The sequence below is a fragment of the Bradyrhizobium altum genome, from assembly GCF_020889705.1.
GTDB classification, from domain to species: domain Bacteria; phylum Pseudomonadota; class Alphaproteobacteria; order Rhizobiales; family Xanthobacteraceae; genus Bradyrhizobium; species Bradyrhizobium altum.
Map to the genome: position 1 here is coordinate 1 of NZ_JACMYP010000106.1, position 21,037 is coordinate 21,037.

Here is a 21,037-nt window from a genome sequence, read left to right on the forward strand (position 1 = left end):
CACCGGACGCCGCCACGGCCGAGGCTCCGGCCCGCAAGGGCTGGTGGTCGCGCCGCTTCGGCGGCGGCGGCAACTAGCGCCACCTGAAAGTCAAAACGCCCGGTTCACGCCGGGCGTTTTTATTGGACAGGCCATCCGTTCGTCAGACGCCGGCGTGACGGAGCCTGACGGAGACGGATCCGAATGCAAAGCGCGATCGTTCTTGGCGGCGGCATGGTGGGCGTCAGCACGGCGCTGCACCTGCAACGCCGCGGCTGGTCGGTGACGCTCGTCGACCGCAAGGAACCAGGCCGCGAAACCAGCTACGGCAATGCCGGCATCATTCAGAGCGAGGCGGTGCGGCCCTATCCGATGCCGCGCGATCCCGCCACGCTCGCCAGGATCGCGATGGGGCGCACCAACGATGTGCGCTATCGCCTGGCCTCGCTGCCCCGGCACGCCGGTCCGCTGCTGCGCTATTGGTGGAACTCGACGCCCGAACGGCACCGCGAAGCCACCATCGCCTGGGCGCGCCTGATCGCCTACGCCACGGCGGAGCACGACACGCTGATCCGCGATGCGCATGCCGACAATCTGATCCGCCGCGCCGGCTATCGCCTGCTGCATCGCGACCCGGCGGCACTGGAGCAGGCGATCGCAGTCGCCGAAGAGAACCAGCGTGACTTCGGCGTGCAGTTTCGCGTGCTTGACGGCAGCGAGCTCGCCAAGGCCGAGCCATTGCTGCGCGACGACCTGCCCGGCGCCATTCACTGGCTCGGGCCGTGGACCGTGTCGGACCCCGGCGGTCTGGTCTCGGCCTATGCCGGATTGTTCGAGCGTCTCGGCGGGACGCTGCTGCGCGGCGACGCGCAGACGTTGACGGAGACCGCGACCGGCTGGTCGGTCGACACGACCGGCGGCCGGATCGATGCCGCCCACGTCGTGGTCACGCTCGGGCCGTGGTCACCGCAATTGCTGCGCAAGTTCGGCTACCGGATCCCGCTGGTGCGCAAGCGCGGCTACCATATGCACTATCAGGGCGGCCGTTCGCTCGACCTGCCGCTGGTCGACACCGCGAATGGGTATGCGATGGCGCCGATGGCCAAGGGGATTCGCATCACGACCGGCGCGGAGCTGACCAGTCCCGATGCGCCGGCGACGCCGATCCAGCTTGGTCATGCCGAAGCGGCCGCACGCGAGCTGATCGAGATCGGCAGCCGCGTTGAGCCCGAGCCCTGGTTCGGCACCCGCCCCTGCACCACCGACATGCTGCCGGTGCTCGGGCCTGCGCCGCGCCATCGCGGGCTGTGGGTGAATTTCGGTCACGGCCATCAGGGCTTTACGCTCGGCCCGGCGACGGCACGGGTGCTGGCCGAAACGATGAACGGCGAGGCATCCTCGGTGGACACCTCGCCGTATCGGCTGGATCGCTTCTGACCGCTGACGCGAACCAAAGCGCGATGAGTCCTCATCGCGCCTTGGATTCATGTTTGAGCATGATCTTCTCGGAAAACCGCTTCACACTTTTCCGGATCATGCTCTAGTCTGTCGTCAGCGCGGTCTCCATGTCGGTCGGGTCGATCTGCCGGGCGAGATTGGCATTGAGCTTGTCGCGGTCGAGCTCGCCCTCCCACCATGCGACGATCACGCAGGCGACGCCGTTGCCGCACAGATTGGTCAGCGCGCGGCACTCGCTCATGAACTTGTCGATGCCGAGCACGATCGCCATGCCCGGCACCAGCCGCGGATCGACCACCGCAAGCGTTGCCGCCAGCGTGATGAAGCCCGCGCCGGTGATGCCGGAGGCGCCCTTCGAGGTCAGCATCGCCACCACCAGGATCGTGAGCTGCTGGCTGAACGAGAGGTCGTAGCCCAGCGCCTGCGCGATGAACAACGTCGCCAGCGTCATGTAGATGTTGGTGCCGTCGAGGTTGAACGAATAACCCGTGGGCACCACGAGGCCGACCACGGACTTCGAGCAGCCGAGGCGTTCGAGCTTCTCCATCAATGACGGCAGCGCGCTCTCGGAGGACGAGGTGCCGAGCACGATCAGGAGTTCGTCCTTGATGTAGGCCAGGAACCTGAAGATCGAGAACCCGGCAATCCGCGCGATGATGCCGAGCACCACGAGGACGAACAGCGCAGCGGTCAGATAGAACGTCGCGATCAGCCCCATCAGGTTGAGGATCGCGCCGGTGCCGAACTTGCCGATGGTGAAGGCCATCGCGCCGAACGCACCGATCGGCGCTGCCCGCATCACGATCGAGATCACGCCGAACACCGCATGCGCGGCGTCGTCGATGAACGAGCGGATGGTGTGGCCGCGCTCGCCGAGGCCCATGATCGCAAAGCCGAACAGCACCGAGAACAGCAGCACCTGCAGGATCTCGCCCTGCGCGAATGCGCCCACCACGGTGTCCGGAATGATGTGCAGCACGAAGTCGACGCTCTTCTGCGCCTCCGCCTGCTTGGCATAGCCGGCAACCGCCTGCGCGTTCGCCGCCGCATTGCCGAAGCCCGCGCCCGGCTTCACGATATTGCCGATGAGCAATCCGATCACCAGCGCGAAGGTCGAGACGACCTCGAAATAGATCAGCGCCTTGACGCCGATGCGGCCGACCTTCTTGGCATCCTGGATGTGGGCGATGCCGGACACCACGGTGCAGAAGATGATCGGCGCGATCACCATCTTGATCAGCTTGATGAAGCCGTCGCCGAGCGCCTTGATCCACTCGTTGGTGGCAATGCTGGGCCACAACCAGCCGACCAGCGCGCCGAGCACGATCGCGATCAGAACCTGGACGTAGAGAATCTTGTACCACGGCTTGCTACCGGCAGACGCCGGTGAAGCCGTGGCAACGGTTGCCGCTGCCATGTGTCACTCCCCCTCAGAAATGGCGGAAATAGCCAAGATCAACTTGGCCGTTCAAGTCAAATGGAACTGTGTCGGCCCTGCCGTTTATCCGCGGTGATTTGTCGCGTGCTGCTCCGCCGACACCGGGGCCAGCGCTTGCGAAACCGATCTCACCGACAAGACCGAGGGCTCTTGAAGATTGCGGGCTATTTAAGCCAATGCGCGATCCGCGCAACTGCTTCCTGCATCTCCGCCGCGGAACGCGCATAGGAAAATCGGATGAAGGCGCGGCCGTGGATCGGATCGAAATCGACGCCCGGGGTCGCTGCGACATGCGCCTTCTCGAGCATCTCGCTGGCAAAGGCGAAGCTGTCGGCGGTGAAGTCGGAGACGTCGGTATAGAGATAGAACGCGCCGTCGGCGGGCAGGAACTTGGTCAGCCCGGCCTTGGGCAGGCCTTCGATCAGGATGCGGCGGTTCTCCTGATAGCCGCGCTTGATCGCCTCCATCTCCTCGCGGCCCTCGAAGGCCGCCTCGGCGGCGATCTGCGACAAGGTCGGCACCGAGATCGACAGGTTCTGCTGCAGCCGCTCGATCGGCCGCACCAACACGTCGGGCACCACCATCCAGCCGACGCGCCAGCCGGTCATGCAGAAGTACTTCGAGAACGAGTTGATCACGAGCGCGTTCGGCGACAGCTCCGCCGCCGTCACCGCAGGAAATGCGTAGTCGAGGCCGTGATAGATCTCGTCGGAGATGAAGCGGATGCCCGCGCTGTCGGCGGCGGCCATCAGGCTCGACAGCGCCTCGCGCGACATCATCGTGCCGGTCGGGTTGGCAGGGCTGCCGACCAGCACGCCCTTCAGCGGCGCCTTGCGATGGGCGGCCAGCAGCGCCTCCCCGGCCAGCGCGTGGCGGGTGTCGCCGGAGGTCTCGATCAGCACCGGTTCGCAGCCGAGCGCGGTCAGGATGTGCCGATAAGGCGGATAGCCCGGCACGGTGACGGCGACCCGGTCGCCCGGCTCGAACATCGCAAGAAACGCCAGGATGAACCCGCCCGACGAGCCCGTGGTGACGATGATGCGCTCGGCATCGACCGCGCAGCCATACGTGTCGCGGTAGTGCCGGGCGATGCGCGCGCGCAGACTGGGAATGCCGAGCGCCGAGGTGTAGTCGATCCGCCCGCCGGCAAGCGCGGCCTGCGCGGCCGCGATCGCCGGCTTCGGCGCGCCCTCGGCGGGCTGCCCCACCTCCATGTGGATGACATGGCCGCCCGCGGCCTCGATTCGCGCCGCGGCGGCCATCACGTCCATCACCATGAACGGCGGAACATCGCTCCGGCCGGACGCTGTCAAAAGGCTGCTCACACGGTCTCTCGCTGTCGCTTCACGCATGGATTTCTGCTATTGCACGGCCGCTGCCGAATTCGGGTTCCCACACCGGCTACCGCCCCAGACTGGCCGCATTCGGTGGCTCCTTATAACGCTTTCAGGCCAAGTGCATACCCGGTTCGCGTGAAGAAGAACTGCAAAAACAACAGACTGCGCCACGCGCCTGCCCCGGTCGGGTCGGGAACCGGACCTTGCCCCCGCGTGGCCAGAAATCGCCGATAGATCGCCCATGCTGTTCCGCCTCGCTCTTCGCGCCAGGACCCTCAAACCGACGGCGTTCAAGCTCACCGCATTGCTCACCGCGGTTGCACTCGCAGTTAGTCCCGTCGTCCCTGCGCGAGCCCAGCAGAAGGGCCCGCCGGTGCTGCGCGACACCGAGTCCGAGCAGCTGCTGCGCGAATATACCAGGCCGATCCTGCGCGCCGCAGGTCTCGAGAAGCAGAACATCCAGATCGTGATCATCAACGACGGCTCGTTCAACGCCTTCGTCGCCGACGGCCGCCGCATCTTCGTCAATTACGGCGCGCTGCTGCAATCGGAGACGCCGAACCAGATCATCGGCGTGCTGGCGCATGAAACCGGCCATCTGGCCGGCGGTCATCTTGCCAAGATGCGCGAGCAGCTGGCGCAGGCGCAGACCCAGATGATCATCGCGATGCTGCTCGGCGTCGGCGCGCTGGCCGCAGGCGCTGCGAGCGGCGTTGGAAACGGCCTCTCCAGCGCCGGTGCCGCCGCGATCTCGGCGCCGCAGTCGGTCATTCAGCGGACGCTGCTCTCCTACCAGCGCCAGCAGGAGGAAAACGCCGACCGCGCCGGTGTCAAATTCCTGAACGCGACCGGCCAGTCCGCCAAGGGCATGTATGAGACCTTCAAGCGCTTCACCGACGAGAGCCTGTTCGCCGCGCGCGGCGCCGATCCCTATCTGCAATCGCACCCGATGCCGGTCGATCGTGTCTCGGCGCTGGCGGACCTGGCGCGCTCGAGCCCCTATTGGGACAAGAAGGACGATCCGGCACTGCAGCTGCGTCACGACATGATGCGTGCCAAGATCTCGGGCTTCATGGAACGGCAGGACACGGTCTACCGCCGCTATCCGTTGTCCAACACCAGCCTGCCGGCGCGCTATGCGCGCGCGATCACCACCTATCTGCACGGCGATCTGCGTTCGGCGATCGCGCAGATCGACGGCTTGATCCAGGTCCAGCCCAACAATCCCTATTTCTACGAATTGCGCGGCCAGGCGCTGCTCGAAGGCGGCCGGCCGGCGGAGGCCATCGCGCCGCTGCGCCGCGCGGTGCAGCTCTCCGGCAGTTCGCCGCTGATCGAGATGCTGCTCGGTCAGGCCCTGGTCGCCTCCGACAACAAGGCCTACACCGACGATGCGATCAACATGCTGCGCGCCGCCGTGGCGCGCGAGCCCGAGGCGCCGCTCGGCTATACCCAGCTCGCGATGGCCTACGGCCGCAAGGGCGACTACGCCCAGGCCGACCTTGCCTCGGCGCAGGCCGCCTATCTCCGCGGCGACAACAAGACCGCCCGCGAACTGGCGTCGCGCGCCAAGACGCGGTTTGCGATCGGCACGCCCGGTTGGGTCAAAGCTGACGACATTGTGAGCGCCAAGCCGATGCCGGGTCAGAAAAACAACTAGAAATAAACCGTAGTTCCGTACAACGATCACCGAAACCGGCCCGCGGCCCTGTCGTATTTCGGGCCACCTCGAACAAGGATTTTGCCATGCCAGCGCTTCGTTTTCTCGCCCCTGCCCTGCTCGCGCTCGGCATTTGCGCCGCGCCGCTGACTGCGTCCGCGCAGAGCTTCAACGATACCCAGCGCGGCGACATCGAGACCATCGTGCGCAACTACCTGATCGCGCATCCCGAGGTGCTCGAAGAGGCGATGAACGAGCTCAGCAAGCGGCAGGCCGCCGCCGAAGCCGAGAAGCATGAGCAGAGCGTCGCCAAGAACGCCGACACGATCTTCAACTCGCCGCGCGGCGTCATGCTCGGCAACAAGGACGGCGACGTCACCTTCGTCGAGTTTTTCGATTACAATTGCGGCTACTGCAAGCGTGCGATGTCCGACATGCTCGACCTGATGAAGTCGGATCCGAAGCTGAAGGTCGTGCTGAAGGAATTCCCGGTGCTGAGCCAGGGCTCGGTCGAGGCCGCGCAGGTCGCGGTCGCCGTGCGTATGCAGGATCCGACCGGCAAGAAGTATCTCGAGTTTCACCAGAAGCTCCTGGGCGGCCGCGGCGCTGCCGACAAGGCGCGCGCGCTGGCGGTCGCCAAGGAGGTCGGTCTCGACATAACGAAGCTCGAGAAGGACATGGCAAGCCCCGAGGTGAAAGCGACCATCGAGGAGAATTTCCGCCTCGCCGAATCCATGGGCATGAACGGCACGCCGAGCTACGTGATCGGCAAGCAGGTCGTGATCGGCGCGGTCGGTGTCGAGGGTCTCAAGGAGAAGATCGGCCTTGCCCGCTGCGGCAAGGCGACCTGCTGATCGTCGCTTCGACAGCGCTCATCCATCCATGAAAAATCCGGCTGCCAGGCAGCCGGATTTTTTATTTGCGGCACCGAACCGCTTCCGCACTGGCCGCAACCAAGGGGCATCACCAACAACGGAAGCCGCGCGCCATGCCCCTGGCCCTGCCAACCCTTGCTCCACCAACCCTTGGCTACGATCTCACGCTCCTGAAGACGGCGCCGCAGCGTGGCACCGACCACGATCACGGCTGGTGCTACGGCCTGCCACCGGGCATTCGGACCGAGCAATGGCCGCTCAGTCCGCATGACGGCTTTCCGATGCAGCACTGCTTCACGCTGCGCATACCGGCGCAGTATCGCACCAAGGGTGACGCCTATGTCGCGCTGGCCATGTTCGCCGATCAGCAATATGACGAACCCGTCGAGATCGACGCGGTCGCGCAATATCTCGCGGCAGAGACCATCGCGCGTCCATCCGATCCCAATCTGCTGCCCTACTTCGCCTATCGGCAGAACCGTCATCCGATGGAGTTTCGGATGAAGGACATCATCGACCACAATTTTGTGGCGATCTGGCTCACGGAGACCGAGTTCGCCGGACCGCTCTGCCGGCCGCCGGAGCTTGCCGGCAATCCGTTGCTGGAAACCAATTCGCCTCCGCGCTGGCTCGTGAAGGGCGCGGCGCGCACGGCATTCGACGTCAACGTCGGCCGCACCCGCATCGACGCGCTGGAGAAGACATACTGGTACCGCCTGTTCGGCGGCATCCCCGAGGCCGGGCACCACGCCTACGGCATCGCGCTTGCGCTGCGCGACGACGATCCCAATGTCGGCAAGCCGCCGCGCGATCATCTGCTGCAAAAGGGCGAGCTCGGCGACTACATCGCGCCTTACGGCGAGCAAGGCAATGCACGCGGTCTCGAGCGGTTGCACGGCCGCAACCATCTGGGCGGCACGATGTTTCCGAACCAGTGGACGCCGAGATACAGCGCGACCTATCTCGAGATCGAAGAGCATTTCGGCGGATTCAATTTCGGCGGCGGCAACGGCCAGCTCGACCTTGCGAGCATGGAGTTCGACTGGGCCTGCGGTTGAAGCGCAAATCGTTCATCGCGCATTCACACAAGAAACAAACTGCAGGGAACCGCTAATCAATAGGAACATCGCACATCCTCTCCCGTTGTCGGCGCGGGCAATGCTGAATAACGAGGAGAATATGATGTCTAACCGCTTTCTGATTTCGGTTGCTGCGGCGGCCCTGATCGCCGGTACTGGTTTCGCGAATGCACAGGGCGCCGGCGGCGCCAACAAGGAGTCCGGGGCCGGTGGTGGCGCAACCGTGCAGCACAGCGCACCGTCCGGTGGCGCATCGTCGGGCACCATGCAGCGCGATACGGGCGGCATGAAGGATGACTCGCCAGGCATGAAGGGCGCTGAGTCCGAAAAGTCCGGCCCCGCCACCAAGGGTGCACAGGAGAACACGCAGAAGTCGAAGAGCATGAGCTCGGAGAACGATGCGACCAAGGGCGCCAAGGAAGGTTCGAAGGAAGGCCCGAAGGACATGAAGGCCGAAGGCCGCGACAAGAGCGGCAACATGAGGGCCGAGGAGCATGACAAGAGCGGCAAGATGAACAACGCCGCCGAAAGCCGCGACAAGAGCGGCGCCACCACCAACCAGAACGCTCAGACCAAGAGCCCGACCGACACCAACCGCGCCCAGACCAACGACACCAGCCGCACCCAGACCACGACCGGCAACGCGGCGACGTCGGCCACCGCGGCGCCGCCGGCCGAGAAGCGCACCCAGATCTCGACGGCGATCAAGTCGGAGCACGTCACCGAAACCACCAACGTGAACTTCAACGTGGCAGTCGGCACCCGCGTTCCCACTGACGTGCACTTCTACCCGGTGCCGGAGCGCGTCGTGACGATCTACCCGCAGTGGCGCGGTTACGAGTTCATCCTGGTCCACGGCCGCTACATCATCGTGCAGCCGGAGACCCATGAGATCGTCTACATCATCGAGGGCTGACCTCGGCCTCGGCGCGAGGGTGCCATGATGGGCCCTCGCCTCGATCTCAACCCCGCCCCCTCAGGGGCGGGGTTTGCATGCGGCTGCACCCCGCAGTCGCCAGTGGATGGCTGGCCGGAGCACAGCCCGGGCGCGCCTTCCTCGGGATTTGGTTAATCAGCAATTTCCATAGGTTATGGCAGCTATCTAACAGGGCAGAGGAAGCTGTTGAAGACGTTCCGATTTCACCTAAAGACTTCCCCTGCGGCCGGTTGTTACCTATAACCCGGCCCACTTTCCCCTTCGGAACCCTTGGCAGGAATCTTTTTGGAAATGGCTGCTGCCGGAACGATCTATGTGCTGAACGGCCCGAACCTCAACCTGTTGGGGACGCGCGAGCCGGAGACGTACGGCCATGCCACCCTCGCCGACGTCGAGAAGCTGTGCGCGGACACCGCGCGGCAGTTCGGGTTGACCGCAGATTGCCGGCAGTCCAACCGCGAGGGCGAACTGATCGACTTCATCCATGAGGCCCACGCCAAGAAGGCGGTCGGCATCATCATCAACGCCGCCGGCTACTCCCATACCTCGATCGCGCTGCATGACGCGCTGGTTGCGGTCAAGATCCCCGCCGTCGAGGTCCATGTCAGCAACATCCACGCCCGCGAGAGCTTCCGGGACCACTCGTTCACTGCTAAAGCCGCCTTCGCGTCACTTTGCGGCTTCGGCATCGACGGCTACCGGCTTGCGATCATCGGCCTCGCCACCAGGATCGGTGCCAAGATCGATGCGAAGGCAAAGACTTAATCGTCAATCCTGACGTTCCCCGTCACCAGACAGAGATTTCGGATCAAACAACATGGCGCGCCAGCCAGACGACAAACCAGCCGCAAAGTCCAAGAACGACTCCAGGAACGACGACAGCGTCCTCATTCGCGAGCTCGCGCTGCTGCTTGCTGAGACCAACCTCACCGAGATCGAGATCGAGCGCGCCGGCCTGCGGGTTCGGGTCGCGCGCAATATCAGCATCGCCGCCTCCGTGCCGTCAGCCGTGCATGCGGTCGCCGCCCCGCTGGCAGTGCCGGCTGCCGCCGCTGCCGCCACCGACATGGCGAAGCACCCGGGTGTCGTGCCCTCGCCGATGGTCGGCACCGCCTATTGGTCGCCGGAACCAGGCGCCAAGCCGTTCATTGAAGTCGGCACCAAGGTCACGGCCGGCCAGACCCTTCTGATCATCGAGGCGATGAAGACGATGAACCAGATTCCGTCGCCGCGCGCGGGCACCGTGACGCAGATCCTCGTCGAGGACGGCCAGCCGGTGGAATTCGGCGAGCCGCTCGTCATCATTGAATAGCTTCCGTCAACGTCAGGCGCTGCGATGTTCGACAAGATCCTCATAGCCAATCGCGGCGAGATCGCGCTTCGCGTGCTCCGGGCCTGCAAGGAGCTCGGCATCTCCACCGTCGCGGTGCATTCCACCGCCGACGCCGACGCCATGCATGTGCGCCTCGCCGACGAGAGCGTCTGCATCGGGCCGCCGCCGTCGAAGGATTCCTATCTCAACATCCCGGCGCTGCTGGCCGCCTGCGAGATCACCGGCGCCGACGCCGTGCATCCCGGCTACGGCTTCCTGTCCGAGAATGCGCGCTTCGCCGAGATCCTCGCCGACCACAATCTGGGTTTCATCGGGCCGAAGGCCGAGCACATCCGCCTGATGGGCGACAAGATCGAAGCCAAGAAGACCGCCAAGCGCCTCGGCATTCCCGTGGTGCCCGGCTCGGACGGCGCGGTGACGGCGGACGACGATGCCATGGCGATCGCCAAGGAGATCGGCTTCCCGGTGCTGGTGAAGGCGGCTGCCGGCGGCGGCGGCCGCGGCATGAAGGTCGCGCACACCGAGGCTGATCTCGCGCTGGCGCTCTCGACCGCGGCCAACGAAGCCAAGTCGGCGTTCGGCGACGCCTCGGTCTATCTGGAGAAATACCTGCAGAAGCCGCGCCACATCGAGATCCAGATTCTCGGTGACGGCCGCGGCGGCGCCATCCATCTCGGCGAGCGCGACTGCTCGCTGCAGCGCCGTCACCAGAAGGTCTGGGAGGAAGGCCCCTCGCCCGTGCTTGGGGCGGCGGCGCGCGCCAGGATCGGCGAGACCTGCGCCAAGGCGATGCGGGACATGAAGTATCTCGGCGTCGGCACCATCGAATTCCTCTACGAGGACGGCGAATTCTATTTCATCGAAATGAACACGCGCATCCAGGTCGAGCATCCCGTCACCGAAAGCATCACGGATATCGATCTGGTGCTCGAGCAGATCCGGATTGCTGCCGGCGGCGAGCTTCCGGCCAAGCAAAGCGAGATCGCGATCATCGGCCACGCCATCGAGTGCCGCATCAATGCGGAGAACCCGCAGACCTTCCGTCCCTCGCCCGGACGGATCACGCAATTCCATCCGCCTGGCGGTCTCGGCGTGCGGATCGATTCCGCCGTCTATCAGGGCTACGTGATTCCGCCCTACTACGACTCGCTGGTCGGCAAGCTGATCGTGCACGGCAAGACCCGCGGCGAATGCCTGATGCGGTTGCGCCGGGCGCTGGACGAGATGGTGGTCGACGGCATCGAGACGACGCTGCCGCTGTTCCGCGCACTGGTGCGCGAGCCCGACATCATCGAGGGCGACTATCACATCCATTGGCTGGAGCAGTACCTCGCCGGCCAGCCATCCGACGCCCCGAAATAGTTTGGAACTTTGTGGAACCCAGCGCCCCGCTCAAACGTACTAAAGGGTTGTTGGCTTTCCACGGGGACGCATTGAATCCCACTCTCGCGAAGAGACCGTCGTGACACCAGTTTCACGACGCCGGTCCAGGTTACAGATCCTGCTGCTCTCGGCGGGATTTTTCGTGCTGGTCGCGGTCAGCGTGGCGTCCGTCCTGCTGGTCAACAAGGCGCGTGAGGACAACGCCTGGGTCGTCCATACCGTCGAGGTGGAGAGCCAGGTTGCCAATCTGTTGCTTGACGTCAGGCGCGCCGAAAGCGCGACCAGGGCGTATCTGCTGACGTCAGCACCACAATACCTGTCTGAGTACCAGTCGGCCGCGGCGGCGCTCCCGGCCGCGCTCGGCCATCTCCAGATGATGACCGTCGATAATCCGGCGCAGGTCGCCAATGCCGCGAAGCTCAAGGCCGCTGTCGAGCAACGGCTGGCCGAGTTCGCCCTCACCATCGAGCGCGCCAACAACAACGATGCCGCGACCAGCGTCGACATCCTGCGCAAGGGCACGTCGGCCGATGCATTGGAGGCGATCGCCCGGATCGGCCGCGACATGCGCACCGAGGAGGATCGGCTGCTGGCGGCGCGCACCGCGACCGCGGACAGGACCCAGGTGCTCGCCTCCTCCGTCACCATCGCCGGCTCCTGCATGGTGCTGGCGCTCGCCGCCCTCTCTCTCGTGCTGCTGCGGCAGTCCTCGCGGGCGCGCGACGAGGCCGAGGCCAAGCTGCGCGACAGCAACCTCAATCTCGAAACCATCGTCGACGAACGGACCGCCGACCTGCGCGAGGCCAACGAGGAAATCCAGCGCTTCGCCTATATCGTCAGCCACGACCTGCGCTCGCCGCTGGTCAACATCATGGGCTTCACCAGCGAGCTGGAGGAGTTGCGCGGCGACATCTTCAAGCGCATCGCCACGCTCAATCGCACCGCGTCGCTGGCGCCGGCGATGCCGGAAGACGCGACCGATGCGGCCGAGCCCGAGCTCGAAGGCTCCGACAAGCAGCTATCCGACGATTTCAACGAATCGCTCGGCTTCATCAAATCGTCGATCGCAAAGATGGACCGCCTGATCAGCGCCATCCTCAATCTCACCCGCGAGGGCCGCCGCGAGTTCAAGCCGGAGCGGATCGATCTCCGCGAACTGATCGACGGCATCGTCAAGACGGTCGCGCACCAGGCGGCCGAGGCCAATGCGACCGTCGAGGTCGGCGCTTTGCCGAATCTCGTCAGCGACCGCCTCGCGCTGGAGCAGATCTTCTCCAACATGATCGACAATGCACTCAAGTACCTCAAGGACGGCGTCCCCGGCGAGATCTCGATCGAGGGCCGCACCAAGCTGGGCTTTGCGATCTTCGAAGTGACCGACAATGGCCGCGGCATCGATCCGAAGGACCACCAACGCATCTTCGATCTGTTCCGCCGCGCCGGAACCCAGGACAAGCCCGGTCAGGGCATCGGGCTTGCCCACGTCCGCACACTTGTGCGCAGACTGGGCGGCACCATGTCGGTAGCATCGGAACTTCACAAAGGCAGCACGTTCACGATCACGCTGCCTATCAAATGGTCAGGCAAGAACTCAGGCAAGAACCGGGACAAAGAATCATGAGCGATCCAGTCACCATCATCATGATCGAGGACGACGAGGGCCATGCCCGCTTGATTGAGCGGAATATCCGGCGCTCAGGTGTCAATAATGAGATCATCCCGTTCACCAACGGTACAGAGGCCGTGACTTACCTTTTCGGCAAGGATGGCAGCGCGGTCGAGCGCGAGGGTCATGCCCTGCTCATCCTGCTTGATCTCAATCTGCCTGACATGACCGGCATCGATATTCTGAAGCGGGTCAAGGAAAACAAGCATCTCAAGTCGACGCCGGTGGTCGTGCTGACCACGACCGACGACTCCCAGGAGATCAAGCGTTGCTACGAACTCGGCTGCAACGTCTACATCACCAAGCCGGTGAACTACGAAAGCTTTGCCAACGCCATTCGCCAGCTTGGCCTGTTCTTTTCCGTGATTCAGGTGCCGCCAGCTTCCCTATGACCAGCGCAACGCCGACACTGCTCTATATCGACGACGACGCGGCGCTGGCGCGCCTGGTCGAACGCGGGCTGACGCGCGCGGGCTACAAGGTGGTGCACGCCGCAAGCGGCCAGGAAGGTCTCGAGCGGCTCGCCCAGGGCGGCATCGACGTCGTCGCGCTCGACCAGGTCATGCCCGGCCTCGACGGGCTGGAGACGCTGGAGCAGATGCTCAAGATCGCTGACGCGCCGCCGGTGGTGTTCGTCACCGCCTCGCAGGATTCGGCGATTGCCGTCACCGCGCTGAAGGCCGGCGCGGCGGACTATCTGGTCAAGGACGTCAGGGGCGAATTCATCCCCCTGCTCCAGGTCGCGGTGAACGGCGCGATCCGGCGGGCCGCGATCCAGAAGGCGCGCGACGAGGCCGAGGCCGAGGTGCACGCCTCGCGCGACCGCTACGCCGCGCTCGCCGCCGAGCGCGAGGTCCTGCTGCGCGAGGTCAACCATCGCGTCGGCAATTCGTTGCAGATCATTGCCTCGCTGCTGCATCTGCAAGCCAATTCCTCGACCCAGCAGGATGTCAAGGCGGCGCTCACCAATGCGATGGGCCGTGTCGCCGCCGTCGCGCAGGTGCACCGCCGTCTCTACACCTCGCACGACTTCAAGACGGTGATGCTCAACCAGTATCTCGAGGCACTGCTCGAGGATCTCAGGCGATCGGCCGAAGGCAACAAGATGTCGCGGCTGACGCTGAAAGCCGAGCCGGTCGAGATCGATCCCGACCGCGCGGTCGCGATCGGCATCATCGTCAACGAGCTGGTGATGAACGCCGTGAAGTACGCCTATCCCGACGGCGCCGGCCCGATCCATGTCGAGCTGAAGCCGCACGCGGACGATTTGCAGCTTGCGATCAGCGACGAAGGCGTGGGCTTCTCCGACAAGGCCGATCCACGCGGCACCGGGATGGGCCAGCGCATCGTCGCAGCGATGGCCGTCAAGCTCGACGCCAGCGTCGAGCGCGACCCCAGCCACAAGGGCACCCGCTTCGTGGTGCGGTTCGCCCGCGTCACCGCCGCGCCGGCGAAATCGACAAGCGTGGCTGCCAGTTAGAGCATCATCCGGAAAAGTGTGAAGCGGTTTTCCGAAAAGATCATGCTCAAACAATGAGCTAAAGCGCGATGACGGGTCGACCCAATCTCATCGCGCTTTTGCCTGCTGCCGGTGGCGGATTGATCGAATTTTCGCGTTGGCCTTAACGGTCGCGTCACCCTGTTGTTCGATCGCAGCCGCGGGCCCTGACCGGGTTAAGACAAATCTGGGCATTGCTTGCCATGCTTTTCCCCCAGCTTGGCAGGAACGGCACGATGTTCGAGCGCAGGGTGGTTTTTGGAAAGAAGCAGGCGACGTTGGGCGATCCCAGGGAGCCCGTGCGTCCGGCACCGGGTGCCGACGGCGCGGCACCCGCCTTTCACAGGAGGCAGTGGGAAGATCCGCGGATCGGGCCGATGCTGCGCGATGCGGGATTCGCGCCCGACGACGCAGCCAGCATCGTGCCGACGGCGGACAATCGCCTCGCCGTGTTTGCTGCGGCCAACCAACGGCTGCAGGAGCGCACCGAGAGTTTCAACCGTGACATGACGCGCGCCACGGCCACTGCCATGCGTTGCCGTTCCTGGTCATCGACCACAAGATCTGGGACGGGCCGCATGGCGCGTTTCTCTACGCGCAGCTGGATCTGATCGGCTACGACGAGTGGAACGTGATCATGCTGGCGGAAGATCCGCAGACCACGGAAACATGCGGCCTGGCAGGCCATCCCGGCTTCCTTCCGGCGGTGACGCAGCTCATGACCGAGCATGTGATCGGGTGGGAGGCGCGGCACAACGCCTTGCTCAAGACGTTCGGAATCACCGCGAGCGCCGGCCGCGACATCTCGCGCGAGCAATATGAGATGGAAAAGGACACGCTGCGCAGGGAGATTATCGACAAGGCCGGCTGGATGAAGCTGCGCATCATCGACGACCTTCTGCGCAAAAGCTAGAAGCGCCTTCCGCTTCCCCAGCCCCTCAATCAGCCCGATCGCGGTGCCGCCGCGTGCGATGCGGACGGCAATCCTGACATGGCGCGCCGAAGATCACCTGCGACGGATAGGGCCGCGCCGAGTGCCATGGCGTCGAACCGAACAGGCCTGCCGCGCCGAAGCCCGCGCTGAACGGATCGGCGGCAAAGCTGCCCGGAAAAGAGCCGTTGCTGCGGAAGTCGCGGTCGTCGTTCCTGCCGTCGAAATACGCACCGCCGGTGCTGCCGTAACGCAGCGGCCGTTGCGGCGCAAAGTCCTGAGACAAGTTCTGGGCCGAGGCAGCGGCGGTGCCGAGCGCGATGGCGGCGCAGGCGATCAATGCTCTGATAGCGGTCATGGCGAAGGCCCTCATTGCGGAATGGTCCCCCAGTCGCCCCTCCAGGCGATGAGGCGTCCCTTGCCGAACTGCAGATAGAGCCCGTCGCTGCGCCGCGACAGCACGCTGCCCCTGACATTGGGCAGCGCGACGAACAATTCATTGCCCGGCGTGCCGCGAACATAGTTCAGGGGAACGCCGAGCGACTGGCTGGCCTGGTCGGCGCTCATGCCGAAGGCGAGCGGAATGCTGTTCGGTGGCCGCTGCTGCGCACGGGCCATGCCGGCCGGCGCGCCGAGCGCGATGACGAGAGTGACGACGCACAGTGTGACGAACCGCTGCATGACCGACCTCATGGCACTGCCGCCGCGAGCGTGCCGGCCGGCGTCCAGCCGCCGCCGAGTGCCTGGAACAGGCTGCTTGCTGCCAGCAGCTTGTTGAGCCGCACCGACACCAGGTTGAGCTCGGCCGTGAACAGCGTCTGCTGTGTCTGCAGCACCGTGATGAGATTGACCGTGCCGCCGCGCAGCTGCGTCTCGGAGACCTCGAACGCCTTGCGCGAGCTCGCCACCACGTCGGACTGCAGCCGCTCCTGCAACGTATACTTCTGCAACGCGATCAGCGCCTTCTCGACATCGGCAAAGGCCGACAGCACCGCCTTGCGATAGGCCTGCAGGTTTTGCAATTGCTGGCCCTTGGCGAGCTTGAGCTGGCTCTCCAGCAGGAAGCCGTCGAACAGCGGCTGGGTCAGCCCGGCCGCGAGCGTGTAGTACCAGGCGCCCGGCGCAAACAGTGAGGCGAGCGCCGCACTCTGGAAGCCCGTGGTGCCGGTCAGCTGGATCTGCGGGAAGAACGCCGCCCGCGCCGCGTCGACGCTGAAATTGGAGGCCGCGAGCTGCGCCTCGGCCTGACGGACGTCAGGCCGCTGGTAGAGCAATTCCGACGGCATTCCCGGCGTGATGCGCGGCACCGAGATCTGCGTGGTGCTGCCGCCGCGCACCGAGAAATCGGCCGGCGCGCGCGCCACCAGCAGCGCCAGCGCCGCAGTGTTTTGCCCCAGCGTCACCTCGAGCGGCGGGATCGCCGCGCGCTGCGTGGCGACCAGTGCCTCCTGCTGCGACAGGTCGAGCTGCGAGGCGGTGCCGCCGGCGAATTGCGACTTGATCAAAGCCAGGATGCGCTCGGCCGCCGCCAGATTGCGCCGGGTGGCCTTGATCTGGTCCTGCGCCGCCAGCACCTGGAAATAGGTGTTGGCCACCGTCGCCATCGTGGTCAGCGCGACCACCTCGCGATTGTAGCGGGCAACCGTCGCGCTCTCCTCCGACGCCGACAACGTCGCGCGGTTCTTGCCCCAGAAATCGACGATGTAGCTCGCGCTCAGCCCCAGACTGTACTGCGAGAACGTGCCGCTGCTCCCGCCGAGCGACGAACTCGATCCGGTCGCGACCTTCTGACGCTCCGCATTCGCCGATCCCGAGATCGACGGCAGCAGCGCGGCGCCGGACACGCCGGCCTGCGCGTCGGCCTGCACGATCTGGGCGATCGCCACCGCGATATCGAGATTGTAGAGCTGCGCGGATTCCATCAGCCCGGTCAGTTCGGGCGAGCGGAAGCCGCGCCACCAGGCGAGCGCCGGAACGGCGGCGTCGGCATCGCCCTTGGCGGCGGCGCGATAGCTCGCCGGCACTTCGAGACTGAGCTCGGGTTTCTCCACCCCGGGGATGCAGCCGGTCAGGCCAAGGCTCAGACCAAGGCCGAGGCCGCCGAACGCGGCCACGCGGCGAAACCGGACCGGTTTCCGCAATATTCGAAGACTATGCAACGCTGCACCTGTCGGCATTTACTCGCCCGGTTGAAGTGAGGAGCCCGGCATCCGCATGGCGCCGCCGCGGCGGAAGCGCAGGGCCCACAAGCGGAACCGGTCGAGATAGAGGTAGATGACCGGCGTCGTGTAGAGCGTCAGGACCTGGCTCAGGATCAGGCCGCCGACGATGGCGATGCCGAGCGGCTGCCGCAGCTCGCCGCCGTCGCCCATCCCGATCGCGAGCGGCACGGCGCCGAGCAGTGCGGCCATCGTCGTCATCATGATGGGACGGAAACGCAGCAGGCATGCCTCCTTGATCGCCTCGAGCGGCTCCAGCCCGCGCCTGCGTTCCGCGTCCAGCGCAAAGTCGATCATCATGATGGCGTTCTTCTTCACAATGCCGATCAGCAGGATGACGCCGATCAGCGCCATGATACTGAACTCGGTCTTGAATGCCATCAGCGCCAGCAAGGCACCCACACCTGCGGAAGGCAGTGTGGACAAGATGGTCAGCGGATGGACGTAGCTCTCATAGAGCACGCCCAGCACGATGTAGATCGTGACGATCGCGGCCAGGATCAGGAACGGCTGGTTGCTGAGCGAATCCTGGAACGCCTTGGCGGAGCCCTGGAAGGTGCCGCGGATCGTGGCCGGAACGCCGATCCGGTTCATGGTCGTCTCGATGCTGCCGACCGCGGTGCTCAGCGACACGTTCGGCGGCAGGTTGAACGAGATGGTGTTGGCGACCAGGAGGCCCTGGTGATTGACCGCAAGCGGCGTCGCGCCCTGCTTGAACTCCGCCACCGCGGACAGCGGGATCATGGTCTCGCTGTTGGTCGAGACGGCCGATCCGGTCGAGGCCACGCCCTTCCCGGTCGAGCCGATCGAATTGGTGGCCTGGTTGCGCGCGGCCTGGGCATTGGCCGAGTTGGCGGCGCTCGAGGTTCCCGTCGCCACCACGGTGCCAGCCACCGCGTTGGTCGATTGCGAGCCGCCGACCGATCCGCCCGACGTGCTGATGTAGACGTCCTTCAGCGTCTCGGGGTTCTGCCAGTAGCGCGGCGCGACCTCCATGATGACATGGTACTGGTTGCGCGCGACATAGATCGTCGACACCTGACGCTGGCCGAACGCGTCGTAGAGGGTGTTGTCGATCTGGCTCACGGTGATGCCGAGCCGGGCCGCGGCATCGCGGTCGATCACGAGGTCGGATTCCAGACCCTTGTTCTGCTGGTCGCTGTTGACGTCGGCGAGGTTCGGATCGCGTTGCAAGGCCGCGGCGATCTTCGGCGTCCAGTCATTGAGCTCCTCCAGCGTCGAGCCCTGCAGCGTGTACTGATACTGCGCGTTTGAGGCCCTGCCCCCGACCCTGATATCCTGCACCGCCTGCAGGAACAGGCTCGCGCCGGGCACCACCGCCATCTCGCGGCGCAGACGTGAGATCACACCGTCAGCGCCGATCTTGCGCTGGTCGAGCGGACGCAGCGAGACGAACACGAAACCGGAATTGGTCTGGCCGCCGCCGGTGAAGCCGACCACCGTCTCCACCGCCGGATCCTTCTGGATGATGCCGACGAACTGCGCGAGCTTCTGCTGCATCAGCTGGAACGACACGCTCTGGTCGGCCTGGATCGAGCCGACCAGCCGCCCGGTGTCCTGCTGCGGGAAGAAGCCCTTCGGGATCACCTCGTAGAGATAGAAGTTGAGGCCGAACACCGCCGCCAGGATCAGCATCACCGAGAGCGGATGTTGCAGCGCCGCGATCAGCGTCCTGCGGTAGAAATTCAGCATCGCCTCGAATAAGCGCTCGCTGGCCCAATAGAGCCGGCCGTGGCCGCCGCTGTCCGGCTTGAGCAGCACGGCGCACATCATCGGGGTGGTCGCCAGCGAGACCGCGAGCGAGATCAGGATCGAGATCGAGATCGTCATCGCGAATTCGCGGAACAGCCGCCCGACGATGCCGGCCATCAGCAGGATCGGTATGAACACCGCAATCAGCGAGATGCTCATCGACAGTACGGTGAAGCCGACCTCGTTGGCGCCCTTCAGCGCCGCCTCGAGCGGGCTCAGGCCCTCCTCGATGTAGCGGGTGACGTTCTCCAGCACGACGATGGCGTCGTCGACCACGAAGCCGGTCGCCACCGTCAGCGCCATCAGCGACAGATTGTCGAGGCTGTAGCCGATCAGGTACATCGCCCCGAAGGTCGCGACCAGCGACACCGAGACCGCCACCACCGGAATCAAGGTGGCGCGCAAATTGCGCAGGAACGCGAACACCACGATGATGACCAGCATCACCGCCAGAACCAGCGTTCGCTCGACGTCGCGGAGCGAGGTGCGGATGGTCGTCGAGCGATCCACCGCAAGGCCAATGTCGATCGCCGGCGAAATCGATGCCTGCAATTGCGGCATCAGCCCCTTCACCAGGTCGACGGTCGAGATGATGTTGGCGTTCGGCTGGCGGTAGAGGATGAGCAGCACCGCCGGCTTGCCGTTGGCGAGCCCAGCATTGCGCAGATTCTCGACTCCGTCGGCCACCTCGCCGACGTCCGAGAGGTGAACCGGGGCGCCATTGCGATAGGCGACGATCAGCGATCTGTAGTCGTCGGCCTTGTTGGCCTGGTCGTTGGCGTAAATCTGGTAGCGCTGGTCGCCGACATCGATGCCGCCCTTGGGGCTATGGGCGTTGGCACTCGACAGCGCCGCGCGGACGTCTTCGAGCCCGATGCCGTATTTGTAGAGCGCCTGGGGGATCAGGTCGACGCGCACGGCAGGCAGCGAGCTGCCGCCGACCACGACCTCGCCGATGCCCTCGACCTGCGACAGCTTCTGCGCCAGCACCGTGGAGGCGGCATCGTAGAGATCGCCGCGGGTCAGCGTATCCGACGTCAGCGTCAGGATCAGGATCGGCGCATCCGCCGGGTTGACCTTGCGGTAGGTCGGATTGCTGCGCAGGCTGGTCGGCAGATCGGCCCGTGCCGCATTGATCGCGGCCTGCACGTCCCGCGCCGCGCCGTTGATGTCGCGATTCAACCCGAACTGCAGCGTGATCCGGGTCGAACCGACCGAGCTCGACGACGTCATCTCCGTCACATCGGCGATCTGGCCGAGATGCCGTTCAAGCGGGCTGGCGACCGTGGTCGCGACGTCCTGCGGGCTGGCGCCGGGCAGCGTCGCCTGCACCGAGATGGTCGGAAAATCCACCTGCGGCAGCGGCGACACCGGCAGCTTGAAGAACGCGACAAGGCCGGCCGCCGCAAGCCCGAACGTCAACAGCGTGGTTGCGACCGGCCGGCGGATGAAGCGCGTCGACGGATCCATG

General features: G+C 65.2%; 19 protein-coding genes. 13 read left to right on the plus strand and 6 right to left on the minus strand.

Translation table 11 applies throughout. The features are described from left to right. Nucleotides 1–183 precede the first annotated feature (183 nt). Nucleotides 184–1,416: an NAD(P)/FAD-dependent oxidoreductase gene (locus H8B02_RS24095; RefSeq protein ID WP_229168567.1), complete on the plus strand. Its 1,233-nt coding sequence runs from the start codon at nt 184–186 to the stop codon at nt 1,414–1,416. A 103-nt stretch (nt 1,417–1,519) separates the two neighbouring features. Here H8B02_RS24095 and H8B02_RS24100 read toward each other — a convergent pair whose 3' ends face one another. Then, nucleotides 1,520–2,854 (minus strand): dicarboxylate/amino acid:cation symporter, encoded by a 1,335-nt coding sequence (locus H8B02_RS24100; RefSeq protein ID WP_229168568.1) that lies wholly within the window; start codon nt 2,852–2,854, stop codon nt 1,520–1,522. A 185-nt stretch (nt 2,855–3,039) separates the two neighbouring features. Beyond that, nucleotides 3,040–4,227 (minus strand): pyridoxal phosphate-dependent aminotransferase, encoded by a 1,188-nt coding sequence (locus H8B02_RS24105; protein ID WP_229168569.1) that lies wholly within the window; start codon nt 4,225–4,227, stop codon nt 3,040–3,042. 226 nt (nt 4,228–4,453) lie between these two features. Between H8B02_RS24105 and H8B02_RS24110 the strand changes: the two genes are divergently transcribed. The 12 genes from H8B02_RS24110 to H8B02_RS24165 all read left to right on the plus strand — a co-directional run bounded on the left by H8B02_RS24110 (nt 4,454) and on the right by H8B02_RS24165 (nt 15,556). Further along, entirely contained in the window at nt 4,454–5,872 is a 1,419-nt protein-coding gene (locus H8B02_RS24110) for a M48 family metalloprotease (RefSeq protein WP_229168570.1), read from the plus strand. A gap of 86 nt (nt 5,873–5,958) precedes the next feature. Then, nucleotides 5,959–6,726 (plus strand): DsbA family protein, encoded by a 768-nt coding sequence (locus tag H8B02_RS24115; protein ID WP_229168571.1) that lies wholly within the window; start codon nt 5,959–5,961, stop codon nt 6,724–6,726. A 134-nt stretch (nt 6,727–6,860) separates the two neighbouring features. Continuing rightward, nucleotides 6,861–7,805, plus strand: a complete 945-nt coding sequence (locus H8B02_RS24120; RefSeq protein WP_229168572.1) for a hypothetical protein — start codon at nt 6,861–6,863, stop codon at nt 7,803–7,805. 124 nt (nt 7,806–7,929) lie between these two features. Further along, the gene (locus H8B02_RS24125) at nt 7,930–8,742 is read left to right on the plus strand and encodes a DUF1236 domain-containing protein (protein WP_229168573.1); all 813 of its coding nucleotides are present in this window, start codon (nt 7,930–7,932) and stop codon (nt 8,740–8,742) included. Nucleotides 8,743–9,054: 312 nt separating this feature from the next. Further along, nucleotides 9,055–9,528: a type II 3-dehydroquinate dehydratase gene (gene aroQ, locus H8B02_RS24130; RefSeq protein ID WP_229168574.1), complete on the plus strand. Its 474-nt coding sequence runs from the start codon at nt 9,055–9,057 to the stop codon at nt 9,526–9,528. 52 nt (nt 9,529–9,580) lie between these two features. Further along, nucleotides 9,581–10,075 carry an acetyl-CoA carboxylase biotin carboxyl carrier protein gene (accB, locus tag H8B02_RS24135; protein ID WP_229168575.1) on the plus strand — a complete coding sequence of 165 codons (495 nt, stop codon included), beginning with the start codon at nt 9,581–9,583 and terminating at the stop codon, nt 10,073–10,075. Nucleotides 10,076–10,099: 24 nt separating this feature from the next. Further along, entirely contained in the window at nt 10,100–11,458 is a 1,359-nt protein-coding gene (gene accC / locus H8B02_RS24140; protein WP_229168576.1) for an acetyl-CoA carboxylase biotin carboxylase subunit, read from the plus strand. Nucleotides 11,459–11,558: 100 nt separating this feature from the next. Next, the gene (locus tag H8B02_RS24145; RefSeq protein WP_229168577.1) at nt 11,559–13,100 is read left to right on the plus strand and encodes a sensor histidine kinase; all 1,542 of its coding nucleotides are present in this window, start codon (nt 11,559–11,561) and stop codon (nt 13,098–13,100) included. Next, on the plus strand, nt 13,097–13,537 hold the full coding sequence (locus tag H8B02_RS24150; protein WP_229168578.1) for a response regulator: 441 nt from the start codon (nt 13,097–13,099) through the stop codon (nt 13,535–13,537). Before H8B02_RS24145 ends, H8B02_RS24150 begins: the two co-directional genes overlap by 4 nt. Further along, a complete protein-coding gene (locus tag H8B02_RS24155; protein ID WP_229168579.1) occupies nt 13,534–14,625 on the plus strand; it encodes a sensor histidine kinase in 1,092 nt (363 codons plus the stop codon). Before H8B02_RS24150 ends, H8B02_RS24155 begins: the two co-directional genes overlap by 4 nt. 254 nt (nt 14,626–14,879) lie before the next feature. After that, nucleotides 14,880–15,254: a hypothetical protein gene (locus H8B02_RS24160; RefSeq protein WP_229168580.1), complete on the plus strand. Its 375-nt coding sequence runs from the start codon at nt 14,880–14,882 to the stop codon at nt 15,252–15,254. After that, on the plus strand, nt 15,179–15,556 hold the full coding sequence (locus tag H8B02_RS24165; protein WP_229168581.1) for a hypothetical protein: 378 nt from the start codon (nt 15,179–15,181) through the stop codon (nt 15,554–15,556). Before H8B02_RS24160 ends, H8B02_RS24165 begins: the two co-directional genes overlap by 76 nt. Nucleotides 15,557–15,581: 25 nt before the next feature. On the opposite strand, the gene H8B02_RS24170 is transcribed toward H8B02_RS24165, so the two are convergent. Genes H8B02_RS24170 through H8B02_RS24185 form a run of 4 tightly spaced genes read right to left on the minus strand, consistent with a single transcriptional unit; the run spans nt 15,582 to nt 21,036 of the window. Next, nucleotides 15,582–15,932, minus strand: coding sequence for a BA14K family protein (locus H8B02_RS24170; RefSeq protein ID WP_229168582.1), 351 nt, complete (start codon nt 15,930–15,932; stop codon nt 15,582–15,584). A gap of 11 nt (nt 15,933–15,943) precedes the next feature. Further along, nucleotides 15,944–16,255, minus strand: a complete 312-nt coding sequence (locus H8B02_RS24175; RefSeq protein ID WP_229168583.1) for a hypothetical protein — start codon at nt 16,253–16,255, stop codon at nt 15,944–15,946. An 8-nt stretch (nt 16,256–16,263) separates the two neighbouring features. Further along, on the minus strand, nt 16,264–17,751 hold the full coding sequence (locus tag H8B02_RS24180) for an efflux transporter outer membrane subunit (RefSeq protein ID WP_229168584.1): 1,488 nt from the start codon (nt 17,749–17,751) through the stop codon (nt 16,264–16,266). Further along, complete coding sequence (locus H8B02_RS24185) at nt 17,752–21,036, minus strand: efflux RND transporter permease subunit (RefSeq protein ID WP_229168585.1); 3,285 nt, start codon at nt 21,034–21,036, stop codon at nt 17,752–17,754. Nucleotide 21,037 lies beyond the last annotated feature (1 nt).

Excerpts from the sequence above, each read along its gene's own strand:
- H8B02_RS24095 (WP_229168567.1), top strand. The coding sequence starts at position 184 with ATGCAAAGCGCGATCGTTCTTGGCGGCGGCATGGTGGGCGTCAGCACG.
- H8B02_RS24100 (WP_229168568.1), bottom strand. The coding sequence starts at position 2,854 with ATGGCAGCGGCAACCGTTGCCACGGCTTCACCGGCGTCTGCCGGTAGC.
- H8B02_RS24105 (WP_229168569.1), bottom strand. The coding sequence starts at position 4,227 with ATGCGTGAAGCGACAGCGAGAGACCGTGTGAGCAGCCTTTTGACAGCG.
- H8B02_RS24110 (WP_229168570.1), top strand. The coding sequence starts at position 4,454 with ATGCTGTTCCGCCTCGCTCTTCGCGCCAGGACCCTCAAACCGACGGCG.
- H8B02_RS24115 (WP_229168571.1), top strand. The coding sequence starts at position 5,959 with ATGCCAGCGCTTCGTTTTCTCGCCCCTGCCCTGCTCGCGCTCGGCATT.
- H8B02_RS24120 (WP_229168572.1), top strand. The coding sequence starts at position 6,861 with ATGCCCCTGGCCCTGCCAACCCTTGCTCCACCAACCCTTGGCTACGAT.
- H8B02_RS24125 (WP_229168573.1), top strand. The coding sequence starts at position 7,930 with ATGTCTAACCGCTTTCTGATTTCGGTTGCTGCGGCGGCCCTGATCGCC.
- aroQ (WP_229168574.1), top strand. The coding sequence starts at position 9,055 with ATGGCTGCTGCCGGAACGATCTATGTGCTGAACGGCCCGAACCTCAAC.
- accB (WP_229168575.1), top strand. The coding sequence starts at position 9,581 with ATGGCGCGCCAGCCAGACGACAAACCAGCCGCAAAGTCCAAGAACGAC.
- accC (WP_229168576.1), top strand. The coding sequence starts at position 10,100 with ATGTTCGACAAGATCCTCATAGCCAATCGCGGCGAGATCGCGCTTCGC.
- H8B02_RS24150 (WP_229168578.1), top strand. The coding sequence starts at position 13,097 with ATGAGCGATCCAGTCACCATCATCATGATCGAGGACGACGAGGGCCAT.
- H8B02_RS24155 (WP_229168579.1), top strand. The coding sequence starts at position 13,534 with ATGACCAGCGCAACGCCGACACTGCTCTATATCGACGACGACGCGGCG.
- H8B02_RS24160 (WP_229168580.1), top strand. The coding sequence starts at position 14,880 with ATGTTCGAGCGCAGGGTGGTTTTTGGAAAGAAGCAGGCGACGTTGGGC.
- H8B02_RS24170 (WP_229168582.1), bottom strand. The coding sequence starts at position 15,932 with ATGACCGCTATCAGAGCATTGATCGCCTGCGCCGCCATCGCGCTCGGC.
- H8B02_RS24175 (WP_229168583.1), bottom strand. The coding sequence starts at position 16,255 with ATGCAGCGGTTCGTCACACTGTGCGTCGTCACTCTCGTCATCGCGCTC.
- H8B02_RS24180 (WP_229168584.1), bottom strand. The coding sequence starts at position 17,751 with ATGCCGACAGGTGCAGCGTTGCATAGTCTTCGAATATTGCGGAAACCG.
- H8B02_RS24185 (WP_229168585.1), bottom strand. The coding sequence starts at position 21,036 with ATGGATCCGTCGACGCGCTTCATCCGCCGGCCGGTCGCAACCACGCTG.